Genomic DNA, 13,392 nt, shown 5'->3' with positions numbered 1-13,392 from the left:
CGGCTCCTGGCCTGCGGAGAATAGGGTGGATGCATGAGCACCTCGCCAGTCCGCATCACCGTCACGGGAGCAGCAGGCAACATCGGCTACTCGCTCCTCTTCCGCATCGCATCCGGCTCCATGCTCGGCGACACCCCGGTCGAGCTGCGGCTCCTGGAGATCCCGCAGGCCGTCAAGGCCGCCGAGGGAACGGCGATGGAGCTCGCGGACGGCGCTTTCCCGCTGCTCCGTTCAGTGGACGTCTTCGACGACGCCGATGCGGCCTTCGATGGCACGAGCATCGCGCTGCTCGTCGGCTCCATGCCGAGGCGCGACGGCATGGACCGAGCCGACCTGCTCGAGGCGAACGGCGGCATCTTCGCGCCCCAGGGGCGCGCGATCGGCGAGCACGCCGCTGACGACATCCGCGTGCTCGTGGTCGGAAACCCGGCCAACACGAACGCCGTGATCGCGCGCGCGGCAGCCCCCGACGTGCCGGGGGAGCGGTTCACGGCCATGATGCGCCTCGACCACAACCGCGCCATCGCGCAGCTCGCGGCCAAGGCAGGCGTCGGCGCCGGAGAGGTGTCGCGCATCCACGTCTGGGGCAACCACTCGAACACGCAGGTGCCGGATGTCGACCACGGCACGATCGGCGGCGTCCCGATTCGTGAGCGCATCGCCGATGACGCGTGGATCGACGGCGACTTCACCACGACCGTGGCGACGCGCGGAGCCGCCATCATCGCGGCCCGCGGGGCGTCCTCCGCCGCGTCTGCGGCCTCGGCCGCGGTCGACCACGTGCGCGACTGGGTGCTCGGCACACCGGAGGGGGACTGGACGACGGCGGCCCTGCCGTCGGAGGGCCACTACGGGATCCCCGAGGGGCTCGTCGCCGGAGTGCCGGTGATCTCGCGCGGCGGCCAGTGGGAGGTGGTGCAGGGCCTCGAGCTCAGCGAGCTGATGCGGACGCGCCTCGCCGCGACCGTCGCCGACCTCGAAGCGGAACGCGATAGCGTTGTCCGTCTGGGATTCGTTCCGTCGACCTCCTGAAGTGAGAAGAGCAGCAATGACCAATGCCGAACCGGACGTCCTCGCACTGGAGGTGCTGATCCGTCGTGACGGCGTCGGCGAGATCCGGGAAGGCGGCGCTGTCGAGCGCATCATCGCGGCCGACGCGGACGAGCTTCGCTCGGAGATCATGACGCGCGTCGTCGATCGCGCGACGCGCGAGGAGATCGTGATCGACCTCCGCACGATCGACATCGACGGCGTCTTCCCCCTCCGGGTGTCGCCAGATGGAAGCCTCGTCGAGACGGGCGACGTCGGCGAGCTCGCACCAGGCGACGACCAGCTGACCGACCGGCTCGCGCACGCCGAGCCAGCGGAGTCGGGCATTTCGGCTGAGCCGGCCGTCGACGGCGGCTACGAGGCCTCGACAGGCGCGAACAGCGATGGCTTCCTCCCGCAGGGCAACGTGCACGAGACCGTGCGCATCCCTCGAGTCGAGATGATGCACCATGCGCTCGACCACGAGTCCGACGACGATGGCGTCATCCCCGGCCCGCCGCAGGGACAGGCAGCCGGGCCAGCCCCCGCGCCGGAGCTCAACGACGAACGCCACGACGCGACGCAGGGCGCGCCCGTGCCACAGGCGGAGACCCCACCCGTGTGGTTCGAGGACCGGATCGACGAAGACGGCCTCGAGGACACCCAGCCGTGGCAGCCGCGCTTCCCCCGCGACGCCCGCGCGCAGCGCGACCTCGACGAGGTCGAGAATGTCGAGACGGGACCGCGCGACATCATCCGACCCGGCCTGCCGCCCAGACCGACGAACACCGCACCGGTCGCCGCATCCGCCTCGGCAGGCACCGTGTCGAAGGCCGCATCCAGCACCGCCCCGGAGCGTCGTAAGAGCGACACCTCCGCGCCGACCCTCGCCGACCTCCTCGCCGACAAGCAGGCGGCGCCCGAAGCGCCCGCCCAGCAGGGATGGCGCAGCGCGCTGCGCGTCGGCACCGGAGGGCTCATCAAGCTCGGCCCGGGCGAAGCTGAGCGCATCAAGCGGGACGAGATCCGCCGAGTGCAGCGCCAGTTCGACGGATCCAGGACCGTCGTCGTGATGAACCCCAAGGGCGGCGCCCACAAGACCACGGCCACGCTCATGATCGCCGCCACGTTCGGTGAGATCCGCGGCGGCTACACGCTCGCCTGGGACAACAACGAGACGCGCGGCACCCTCGGGTGGCGCTCGCACCCAGGCAGCCACCGCAACACGGCCGTCGACTTCCTCAGGCAGCTGCCACGCTTCGAGGTCTCGGGAGGCGCGACCATCGCCGACGTCGACCGCTTCGTACGACCCCAGGGCGACGCCCAGTTCGACGTGCTCGCATCCGACGACGACGCCGCTTCGGCCGCCATCATCGACGCAGAGGCGTTCTCGCGCATGCACCGCACCCTCAGCCGCTTCTACCGTGTGCTCGTCGTCGACACCGGCAACAACATGCGCGCCAGCAACTGGGAAGCCGCCCTCGACGTCGCCGACCAGCTCGTCATCGTCTCCACCGCGCGCGAGGACACCGCCGCATCCGCAGCCTGGCTCGCCGACGGCCTCCGAGAGCGGGGCTTCGGGGACAAGCTCGAGAACGCGGTCACGATCCTCTCGAGCCCCTCCGCGAAGGAGGACCAGGCGCTCACCGTCCGTCTGCGCCACCACTTCGAACGGCTCACCCGCGCCGTCGTTGAGGTACCGTACGACCAGGCTTTCGTCGGCGGTGGTGAGCTGAGCGTGTCCAGCCTCAAGCCCGCGACGCGCGATGCGTGGCGCACCGCGACCGCCGCCATCGCGGAACGCCTCTGACCGAATCCCAGACCTAGGAACCCAGTGCTCACGATCACCCACACCTCCCGTGCTGCCAGCCCGGAGGAGATGGACGACATCCAGACCGGTCTCAACGACCGCTACGGAGTCGTCCTCTCGTCCGGCGTCGAGTACCCGGGCAGGTACACGCGATGGGACATCGGGTTCATCGATCCTCCGCTCATGATCGAGGGGCGAGGCTTCGCCCTGCGGATGCGCGCCCTCAACGAGCGCGGCAGCATCCCGCTGAAAGCCTTCACCGAGGCGTTCGAGCGCCTGGATGGCGTCACGGTGCGGGTGCTCGCCGACGGCGAGGTCGAGATCGACGTGACCTCGCAGCGCGACGAGATCATCCCGGAAGAGCAGCGCACGCGGAGGCGTTCCAGCTTCAGCGTGCTGCGAGCCATCATCGAGACCATGCCGGACGACGCGCCCCACCTCGGCCTCTACGGTTCGTTCGGCTACGACCTCGTGCGACAGATCGAGGCCCTCGACGCCCCGAACGGCGGCGACCAGCGCGACCTCGTCGTGTTCCTGCCCGACTCCGTGCTCGCCGTCGACCGCCAGCGCGGCGACGCCACGCGCCACGACTTCGAGTTCTCCGACGGCATCACCTCGACCGAGGGCATGCCACGCACCCAGGTGCCGAGCCCCTTCGTCGCACCCGCAGCATCCGCGCAGTCATCGCGCGACCACGAGCCAGGGGAGTACGCGGCGCTCGTCGAGTCGGCCAAGGCCTCCTTCGCCCGCGGCGACCTGTTCGAGGTCGTGCCCGGTCAGGCCTTCCGACGCCCCGTCCGCACCACCCCAGCCGACGTCTTCGCCTACCTGAAGCGCAACAACCCGGCACCGTACGGCGCGCTCATGAACCTCGGCGGGCAGGAGTTCCTCGTGAGCGCCAGCCCCGAGATGTTCGTCCGCGTCGCGGGCAGCCGCGTCGAGACCGTGCCCATCTCCGGCACCATCGCCCGCGGGGCCGACGCGATCGAAGACGCCGACCGCATCCTCGAGCTCCTCAACAGCGACAAGGACCGCTCCGAGCTCACCATGTGCACCGACGTGGACCGCAACGACAAGTCGCGCGTCTGCGAGCCCGAGTCGATCAAGATCATCGGCCGACGCCAGGTCGAGCTGTACTCGAAGGTCATCCACACGGTCGACCACGTCGAGGGGCGACTGCGCCCCGAGTTCGACGGGCTGGATGCGTTCGCGACCCACATGTGGGCCGTCACCGTCACCGGGGCCCCGAAGATCTGGGCCATGCGCTTCATCGACGAGCACGAGCGCAGCCCGCGCACCTGGTACGGCGGAGCCATCGGCGTGCTGCTCGCCAACGGCGACGTCAACACCGGGCTGACCATCCGCACCGCGATGATTCGCGACGGCATCGCCGAGGTCCGCGCCGGCGGCACGCTGCTCATGGACTCGACCCCCGCCGCCGAAGAGCTCGAGACCGAGATGAAGGCGTCCGCGCTCCTCGAGGCACTCGACGCCGCCGCCGAGTCCGCAGTTCCCGAGGCCCCCGCTGAGACCGCACCCGCATCCAGCGGACGCGGTCACCGCATCCTGTTCCTCGACCACGAGGACTCGTTCGTGCAGATGCTGGCCGGCTACATGCGCGAGACCGGCGCAGAAGTCCGCACCGTGCGCATCCCCAAGGGTGGCATCGAGCGCGAGGAGATGGCCCGCATCCTGGACGAGCAGCAGCCGTCGCTTGTCGTCATGTCGCCCGGGCCCGGCGCGCCGAGCGACTTCAAGTCGTCCGAGCTGCTCGACGAGATCGTCGACCGTTCGCTTCCCATCTTCGGCGTCTGCCTCGGGCAGCAGGCCATCGGGGAGTACTTCGGCGCATCCCTCGGACAGCTTGGGTACCCGCTGCACGGGCAGGAGCGGGAGGTCGTCGTGACCAACCCGGGATTCCTGGACGCCCTGCCGGAGCGCTTCGTCACGGGCCGATACCACTCGCTCCACATCGACCCCGCGACGATGCCGGAGAGCCTCGTGCTCGTCGCATCCGACGACGACGGCATCCCGATGGCGATCCAGCACCGGGACCTCCCGATCTTCGCCGTGCAGTTCCACCCGGAATCGCTCATGACGCTCCGCGACTCAGCCGGAAAACGCATCATCGAGGCCGTAATGGAGCGCATTCCCGCGCGGGTGCCTGCGGCCTGAGCCACGTCCGTCATAGCGCGTGGCCGACTTCCGTGATGGACGGGAAGATCTGGCGTGCTGACGGGCGTCGGGAGCGTTTTCGTCACGCAAGTCGGTCAGGGCAAGCGTCAGGCACGGATGCCGGGCGCCGTCACGGGTGCCTTGGGCGTCAAGAGGCCGTGGGCGGCAGCGCCGCGGCGCTGCTCGTTGGCAGCGGAGCACTCAGCGACGACCTTTGACGCCTGCCAACGGCACCCGCAGTAGACCGGCCGGTCCAATTTCCGTGTTGGATGCGCGTGGCTGAGGCGCCCGGGGCCCGTTGGCGTCGTCTCGTCTCGGAAGCGGGTCAGGCGCCGGGCCGTCGGCGCGAGCCGCGTAGGTGGCTGCCTTCGGCGAGAAGTGCCCGCAGTGTGGCCTCGACACGCGGCCACTGGAACATCACCTGCTCGTAGGTCAAGCGCAGGACTCGGTATCCGAGCCTGTTCAGCACCAGGTCTCGACGGCGGTCATTCCGAGAGTGCCACTCCGCGGAATGAAACTCCTTAGAGTCGCACTCGATGACGAGGCGATCGCCGACAAGCAGGTCCACATCGCCGACGCCGACCACGTGGAACTGCGGAGTGACGCGCACGCCGCGCAGCTGGAGCCACAACCGGACGATGCTCTCCGTGCAGGATTGGCTCCGCGCATCCACGAATTTCAGCTTCTCGCGCGCGCTCACGGCGAGCGGGGCGGCCAGCGCGGTGAGCGAGCTTCGCGTGATGAGGCGCAACTGGAGCGCCGAGTCGGCGACGACAACAAGGTCGCGTTCGGGGAGGCACAGGAGCGCGCATTCGAGAGCAAGATCGACGTCGTCAACCGCATGCTTCTCAAGCGGGCGAGCTTGATGGACTGAGGCTCGATGCAGGACCACTTCGCCTGTGCGGGGGTTGGAAGACGTTGTGCGCGTGATGCCGAGTGCGCTCGCTGCGATTCGTACATGCACCCCGGAGTGAGGCGGAGTCCATACTCCTTGCGAACTGAGAGCCGTGAGGCAAGTGGCGCGACCGTGCAGGCGCACAGCTTCAACGACTGCGGCGGACGCGTCTGGCGTGGCAAACCAGCCAGGCGAAACCCGCCAGAAGGTCCCTTGTTTGAGCGATGCCTCTAACCCGCGGCGAGTTCCGCCCTCTGCATTCCATTCAGCGCGCGAGAAGACCCCTCCGTTGGTTCGCACGGGCGCTCTCGCAGTTGCTGGTTCTGGCATGCGCCCAGCACAGCGCAGATCTACCGACCCGTGAACAGGAAGCTGGCCTCCTGTGGAGTCGTCGCCATCCACTGGTCCCCTGCTGCGAAGTATGTGTCCAACTTCCGTGATGGGAGGCGAGCTCAGAGCGCTGGCGTACCCGAAGTGAGCGATTCATCACGGAAGTTGGCCAGCCGCAGCAGACCGACCGAAGCGAGCGGAATTCGCGTCAGTGGAAGATGATCGTGCGCTGCCCGTCGAGCAGCACGCGGTGCTCGGAGAACCACTTCACGGCCTGCGTGAGGGTGCGCGATTCTTCGTCCTGGCCGATGGCCATGAGCTCCTGGGGCGCACGTGTGTGGTCGACGCGGACGACGTTCTGCTCGATGATCGGGCCCTCGTCGAGGTCGCTCGTCACGAAGTGCGCCGTCGCGCCGATGAGCTTGACGCCGCGGGCGTGCGCCTGACGGTACGGGTTCGCGCCCTTGAAGCCGGGGAGGAAGGAGTGGTGGATGTTGATGGCGCGGCCGGCGAGTTCTGCGCAGAGCTCGGGGGAGAGGATCTGCATGTACCTGGCGAGGACGACCAGCTCGATCTGCTGCTCCTCGACGACCTGCAGGATGCGGGCCTCGAAGGCCGCTTTCTCGTCTGGCCCGGTGACGGGGAGGTATTCGAATGGCACCTCGTAGAACTCGGCGAGGCTCGCGAGGGCCTCGTTGTTCGCGAGGACAAGCGGGACGTCGATGTGGAGGTGGCCGGAGCGTTGACGGAAGAGGAGGTCGTTGACGCAGTGGCCGGCTTTCGTCGCGAGGATGAGGGTGCGAACGGGGCGGCCGGCCTCGTCGAGGGAGACCTCGGCGCTGAAGCGCTCGGCGACTGGCTCGAGGCGGGCGAGGAGGTCCTCGCGGCTGGCGTCGGTGCGGATGTCGACGCGCATGAAGAAGCGACCGGTGTCTGTCGAGGAGAACTGCTGGAGTTCTTCGATGTTGCCCGCGGAGTCGACGATGGCTCCCGTGATGGCGTGCACGATGCCGGGCTGGTCTGGGCAGTTGAGGGTGAGCACCCATCGAGTTGCTTCTTGAATCACCACATCAGGGTAGCCGTCCTGCGCCTGAGGGGTAGACTTCACTGTGGTCGTGCGTATCGCTCGGCCCCCGGCGTGCCGGTACGCACGCAGTCGACTCCCTGGCGAGGTTTCCCGCTCGCCCGGAGTGCGCCGTTCGGATATTGCGAATGACTTCTCTCTCTGCTCCTGTGCTGACGTCTGCCCCCAGGCTGCCGCTCGTCCCCCTGATCGCGCTTGCGTTCTCCACGTTCATCAGCGTCACGATCGAGATGCTGCCAACTGGCCTGCTCGAGCTCATGACCGTCGACCTCGGCGCTACGCGCGCGGAGATCGGCTGGCTCATGACGATCTTCGCCTTCACGGTCGTGCTGACGAGCACCCCGCTGACGGCGCTCACGAAGCGCGTCCCTCGACACGCGCTGCTGGTCGTGGTCCTCGCGGTCTTCGCGATCGGCTCCATAGCGTCGGCGTTTGCGCCCACGTATGCGTGGCTGGTCGTGACGCGCGTGGTCACGGGCCTCGCCCACGGCGTGTTCTGGGCGGTTGTCGCCTCCTATATCTCGCTCATCGCCCCGAAGGAGCTGCTGACGCGCGCGGTGTCGATCACGCTCGGCGGCGGCGCGATCGCCTACGTCCTCGGAGTGCCGATCGGCACCGCGCTCGGGCAGGCGTTCGGCTGGCGGTTCGCGTTCGGCTCGCTCGCGGTCGTGACGCTGCTCGTCGCGGTGCTGCTCTGGTTCCTGTTGCCACGCGTCAACCACCTCGACGACTCCTATTACACGCGCCCGATCGCGCTTCCGGATGACTCGGACGAGGATGCGGTGCCTGCGAAGCGCGTCCGCTTCGCGCAGCGCTCGCTGCTGACGGTGATCCTGCTGTGCGTGATCACGCTCATCACGATGACGGCTCAGTACGCCTTCTACTCGTACATCTCGCCGTATTCGCTCGACGTCATCGGCTTCCCCGTCGAGACGCTGAGCCTCGTGCTCTTCGCCTACGGCATCGCCTCGGCGGGCGGGACGGCGCTCGCCGGTGTGTTCTTCACGGCACGGCCGCGCGTCGGCCTCGCGACCGGTTACGGCCTCATGCTCATCGCCGTGACGCTGCTGCTGTTCGCGCACGACACGACGGTGGCGCTCATCGCGCTGGTCATCTGGGGGCTCGGGATGGGCGTGCTGCCGCCGCTGCTGCAGTCGCGCATCCTGAACGCCGCCCCGTCGCGCCACCGCGACCTGTCGAGCGCGCTGTACACGTCGGGCTTCAACTTCGGTATCGGCTCGGGTGCGCTCGTGGGCGGTCTGCTGCTGGATGCGGCGGGGCTCGTGGCGCTGCCGGTGTTCTTCCTGGCGATGGTCGGGCTCGGCCTGGTGAGCGCGCTGGTGCTCGACGCGGTGCTGGCTAGGCGTCCGCTGCAGCAGACGAGCTGACGCCGGACGAGCTGAACGCCGCCGGGGTCGCCGCGGGCAGGGTGATGGCGGCGGTGCTGAGGCCGGTCGCGCTGAGGTCGTCGGCGACCCGCTGGAGTCCGTCGCGCACTGCGGCGATGGTCGGCGACGCCGCGCTCGCGGTTCGGATCGACGTGAAGATCTCGCGCCGTGGTGCACCCGCGAGGCTGAGGAATCGCACGTTGGGCGTGGAGTGGGCCCAGGTGAGGTCGTTGAGGATGCCGACCGCGTGGCCGGTCTCGATGAACCGCATCTGCGCCTGCAGGTCGGCGGTCTCGTAGCGCACGTCGGGTTCGAAGCCCGCGACGCGGCACTGCTGCTCTCCCCAGTGGCGGGATGCTGAGCCCTGCGGTTCCATGACCCAGGCGAGCTCCGCTGCGTCGGCGAGGGTGGTGACGGGGGAGTCGACGGGCACGGCGAGGCGCAGCGCGTCGCCGGTGAGGAGCCGCTGGTCGAGCCCGGGGTGGTGGGGCGCGGCGTGGCCGGGGTACTGCTCGGCGACGACGACGTCGAAGTCTCCCGCGAAGGTGTCGAAGAGCGCGGATTCCGGTTCGTGCTGCACCATCTCGATGCGGAGGCCCGGGTGCTCTTCTTCCAGGACGCGGAGGAGCGGCGGGATGAGCGTGAGTGCCGCGGATTGGAACACGGCGATGCGAACCGTGCCGACGGCGCGGCTGGTGGAGGCGAGGACCTCCTGCTCTGCGATCTCGAGTCGTTCGAGGATCTCGGCCGTGTGCCCTGCGAGGATCTCGGCTTGCTGGGTGAGCTGCACGCGGCGCCCGTGCTTGCGGAGGAGTTCGACGCCGAGCTCGGCTTCGAGGGCCGAGAGCTGCTGCGAGACGGCCGACGGCGAGAAGTTGAGCGCCTTGGCGACTTCGGCGAGGGTGCCGCGGAGCTGCACTTCGCGGAGGAGTCGGAGCTTGCGTACGTCGAGCATGATCAATCATCACACGCACTGACGGAAACGCGTCAATTTCCTTCACTTTACCTAACTGAAGTCGGGTGCCGATACTGGTCACATGACCGCCACCGAGACGCCTGTCTTCCCCACAGATTCCCTCACCGAGCTCGCGCCGGAGGCTGTCGCGCTCGTGCGCCGATGGCTGACCGAGGCGGCCGAGATCCCGGTGGATGCATCCGCCGCTCAGCTCGCTGGCGTGCTGAAGGATCCGCAGGGTCTCGACTTCACGGTCGGGTTCGTGGACGGGGTGGTGCGTCCCGAGGACCTCAAGGTCGCTGCGCGCAAGCTCGGCGCGATCGCCGATCAGGTGCCCGGCTTCCTGCCCTGGTACATGAAGAGCGCCGTGCGGGTCGGTGGCACGGTCGCGCCCGTCCTGCCTGGCGTCGTCGTGCCGGCCGCCCGCAAGGTGCTGCGGGACATGGTCGGGCACCTCATCATCGACGCGACGGATTCGAAGCTCGGGCCCGCGATCGAGAAGATCCGCGGCAAGGGCGTGCGGCTCAACATGAACCTCCTCGGCGAGGCTGTGCTCGGCAAGAAGGAAGCGGCGCGTCGTCTCGACGGCACGACGAAGCTCCTGGCTCGCGACGACGTCGACTACGTCTCGATCAAGGTCTCCTCCACAACCGCACCGCATCAGCCGTGGGCGTTCGACGAGGCCGTCGCCGATGTCGTCGAGGAGCTGACTCCGCTCTACCGGCTCGCCGTGAAGAGCCCGACGCGCAAGTTCATCAACCTCGACATGGAGGAGTACAAGGATCTCGAGATGACCATGGCGGTCTTCACGCGCATCCTGGACGACCCCGAGTTCCTGAACCTCGAGGCCGGCATCGTGCTGCAGGCCTACCTCCCAGACGCGCTCGGGGCGATGATCCGACTGCAGGAGTGGTCAGCGGAGCGCGTGGCGCGTGGCGGGGCACCGATCAAGGTGCGGCTCGTGAAGGGCGCGAACCTGCCCATGGAGCGCGTCGAGGCGTCGTTGCACGGCTGGCCGCTCGCGACGTGGGGCACGAAGCAGGATTCGGACACGAGCTACAAGCGGGTCATCGACTACGCGCTCACGCCTGAGCGCGTCAAGAACGTGCGCGTGGGTGTCGCTGGCCACAACCTCTTCGACGTCGCGTTCTCCTGGCTGCTCGCCCAGCGCCGGGGCGCCACCGATGGCATCGAGTACGAGATGCTGCTCGGCATGGCGCAGAGCCAGGCCGAGGTCGTGAAGCGCGAAGTCGGCGGGCTGCTGCTGTACGTGCCGGTCGTGCACCCGCAGGAGTTCGACGTGGCGATCGCCTACCTCATCCGCCGCCTCGAGGAGGGGGCGAGCCAGGACAACTTCATGTCGGCGGTGTTCGAGCTGGCTGACAACGAGGAGCTCTTCGAGCGCGAATCGCAGCGATTCATCGCGTCGCTCGACGTGCTCGACCGTGAGGTGCCAGCGAGCAACCGAGTGCAGGACCGCACGGCGGAGCCAGCCCCGCTGCCCGCTGATCGCTTCGAGGAGACTCCGGACACGGACCCGTCGCTGCCCGTCAACCAGGCGTGGGCGCGTGGAATCCGCGAACGCGCGGAGGCGTCCACGCTCGGCGAAGAGACCATCGAGGCGAACACGGTCGGCACTGCCGGCGAACTGGATGCGCGTGTCACGCGTGCCGTTACGGGCAGCCAGTCGTGGGGTGCCCTGTCCGGCGCAGCGCGTGCCGAGATCCTGCACCGGGCGGGGGATGCGCTCGAGCGGCGTCGGGCTGATCTCATGGAGGTCGCCGCGTCCGAGGCGGGTAAGACCCTCGACCAGTCAGACCCCGAGATCTCTGAGGCCATCGACTTCGCGCACTACTACGCGGAGCTCGCCCGTGGCCTCGACGAGGTCGACGGCGCATCCTTCGTGCCGTCGAAGGTCATCGTCGTGACGCCGCCCTGGAACTTCCCCGTCGCCATCCCGGCTGGATCGACCCTGGCCGCGCTCGCGGCGGGCGCCTCCGTCATCATCAAGCCGGCGCGGCCAGCGGCTCGCTGCGGTGCCGTCATGGTCGAGGCGCTCTGGGAGGCCGGCGTGCCGCGGGAGGTGCTGCAGTACGTGCAGTTCTCCGACCGTGAGCTGGGCAGCGAGCTCATCAAGAACCCGTCGGTCGACCGGGTCATCCTCACTGGTGGCATCGAGACTGCCGAACTGTTCCGGTCGTTCCGCCCCGAGCTGCCGCTGCTCGCTGAGACGAGCGGCAAGAACGCCATCATCGTGACGCCGAGCGCGGACTACGACCTCGCGGCGAAGGACGTCGTGGCGTCGGCGTTCGGCCACGCAGGGCAGAAGTGCTCCGCCGCCTCCCTCGTGGTGCTGGTCGGTCAGGCGCAGCGCTCGCGCCGCTTCCGCGAGCAGCTGCTCGACGCGGTGCGCTCGCTCACGGTCGGCTACCCGTGGGACGCGCCGTCGCAGATGGGGCCGATCATCACGCCGGCCTCTGGCAAGCTGCTCGACGGGCTCACGACGCTCGGCGCGGGGGAGCGCTGGGTGGTCGAGCCTCGCCAGCTCGACGACAGTGGGAAGCTCTGGAGTCCTGGCGTGCGTGCGGGCGTGCAGCGCGGCTCCGAGTTCCACCTCGTGGAGTACTTCGGCCCGATCCTCGGCATCATGACGGCGGACACGCTCGAGGAGGCGATCGAGATCGTCAACGAGGTCGACTACGGGCTGACGTCCGGCATCCACTCGCTCGACCGCGGTGAGGTGGCGCAGTGGCTCGACACGATCCAGGCGGGAAACCTCTACGTGAACCGGGGCATCACGGGCGCGATCGTGCAGCGCCAGCCGTTCGGCGGGTGGAAGAAGTCGGTGGTCGGATGCACGACCAAGGCGGGCGGGCCGAACTACCTCGTCGGCCTCGGGACGTGGGAGCGGGCTCGCGCCGTCGACATCGCACCGGTCTCGAACGCCAGCGCGCAGACGCTCCTGGATGCTGCGGTGGCGATCGCGAAGGCGCAGCCGGCGGTGCTGACGAGTGCTGACACCGCGATGCTCGAACGCGCGCTCGGCAGCGACGCGCAGGCCTGGACTGAGGAGTTCGGGCGCGACCGCGACGTGCAGGGGCTGTACGCCGAGCGCAACGTCTTCCGGTACCTGACGTTCCCGGGTGAGATCACGGTGCGGCTCTCCGAGGATGCACGCGTCGCGGATCTCCTGCGGGTCGTCGCGGCCGGACTCGTCGCCGGAGCGCAGCTGCGGGTCTCGACGGGCGTCGAGCTGCCCTCGGCGGCCAAGGCAGCGCTCGCGGGGGCCGGCGTGCGCATGCGGGCTGAGTCCGACGCGGAGTTCCTCTCGGTCGCAGGTTCGCTTCGAGGTGGGCGGATGCGTCTCATCGGTGGCGATGCGGTCGCGTTGGCGCGTGCCGTGGACGGCCGGGTGGACCTGGCGATCTACTCGGGAGCAGTGACCGAGTCCGGTCGGGTGGAGACGCTGCCATTCCTTCGGGAGCAGGCGGTGTCCATAACGGCGCACCGTTTCGGCACGCCGAACGCGCTCACCGAGGGTCTTCTCTCTCGGTGATGTTCGATCACATTCGAGGTCGCTGAATACCCCCGCGATTCTCCAGCCCGTCTTCTCTCGGTATTCTGATCCGAAGGTTGGGCAGGCTGGTGTCGGGGGTATTCAGTGCCGGGGAATGCACGTCAGGATCTCAGTGAGTGGCTCGGTAGGATCGCGCACTCGGGGGAGTC

Annotated in this window: 8 protein-coding genes; 5 read left to right on the top strand and 3 right to left on the bottom strand. The window is 68.7% G+C overall.

Going from position 1 to position 13,392, the window contains the following annotated elements; translation table 11 throughout:
* Positions 1-33 precede the first annotated feature (33 nt).
* Genes ABVF28_RS08315 through ABVF28_RS08305 form a run of 3 tightly spaced genes read left to right on the top strand, consistent with a single transcriptional unit; the run spans position 34 to position 5,014 of the window.
* Complete coding sequence (locus ABVF28_RS08315; RefSeq protein ID WP_371030168.1) at positions 34-1,032, top strand: malate dehydrogenase; 999 nt, start codon at positions 34-36, stop codon at positions 1,030-1,032.
* A 16-nt stretch (positions 1,033-1,048) separates the two neighbouring features.
* Positions 1,049-2,839, top strand: coding sequence for a chromosome partitioning protein (locus ABVF28_RS08310; protein ID WP_371030167.1), 1,791 nt, complete (start codon positions 1,049-1,051; stop codon positions 2,837-2,839).
* A 24-nt stretch (positions 2,840-2,863) separates the two neighbouring features.
* Positions 2,864-5,014 carry an anthranilate synthase component I gene (locus ABVF28_RS08305; protein WP_371030166.1) on the top strand — a complete coding sequence of 717 codons (2,151 nt, stop codon included), beginning with the start codon at positions 2,864-2,866 and terminating at the stop codon, positions 5,012-5,014.
* Positions 5,015-5,339: 325 nt separating this feature from the next.
* On the opposite strand, the gene ABVF28_RS08300 is transcribed toward ABVF28_RS08305, so the two are convergent.
* Together ABVF28_RS08300 and purU are read right to left on the bottom strand one after the other, a co-directional pair.
* Positions 5,340-6,239, bottom strand: coding sequence for an endonuclease domain-containing protein (locus ABVF28_RS08300; protein ID WP_371030165.1), 900 nt, complete (start codon positions 6,237-6,239; stop codon positions 5,340-5,342).
* A 208-nt stretch (positions 6,240-6,447) separates the two neighbouring features.
* Positions 6,448-7,305, bottom strand: coding sequence for a formyltetrahydrofolate deformylase (purU, locus tag ABVF28_RS08295; protein ID WP_371030164.1), 858 nt, complete (start codon positions 7,303-7,305; stop codon positions 6,448-6,450).
* Between the two features lie 146 nt (positions 7,306-7,451).
* Between purU and ABVF28_RS08290 the strand changes: the two genes are divergently transcribed.
* On the top strand, positions 7,452-8,711 hold the full coding sequence (locus ABVF28_RS08290; protein ID WP_371030163.1) for an MFS transporter: 1,260 nt from the start codon (positions 7,452-7,454) through the stop codon (positions 8,709-8,711).
* On the opposite strand, the gene ABVF28_RS08285 is transcribed toward ABVF28_RS08290, so the two are convergent.
* Complete coding sequence (locus tag ABVF28_RS08285; protein ID WP_104312772.1) at positions 8,683-9,666, bottom strand: LysR family transcriptional regulator; 984 nt, start codon at positions 9,664-9,666, stop codon at positions 8,683-8,685. The genes ABVF28_RS08290 and ABVF28_RS08285 overlap by 29 nt on opposite strands.
* Positions 9,667-9,748: 82 nt before the next feature.
* Between ABVF28_RS08285 and ABVF28_RS08280 the strand changes: the two genes are divergently transcribed.
* Positions 9,749-13,222 (top strand): proline dehydrogenase family protein, encoded by a 3,474-nt coding sequence (locus ABVF28_RS08280; protein WP_371030162.1) that lies wholly within the window; start codon positions 9,749-9,751, stop codon positions 13,220-13,222.
* The last annotated feature ends 170 nt before the right edge of the window (positions 13,223-13,392 follow it).

This window comes from Pseudoclavibacter sp. JSM 162008, from assembly GCF_041366455.1.
GTDB lineage: Bacteria > Actinomycetota > Actinomycetes > Actinomycetales > Microbacteriaceae > Pseudoclavibacter.
Note: the sequence above shows the minus strand (reverse complement) of the source record. Positions and strands in the feature narration are given on the sequence as shown.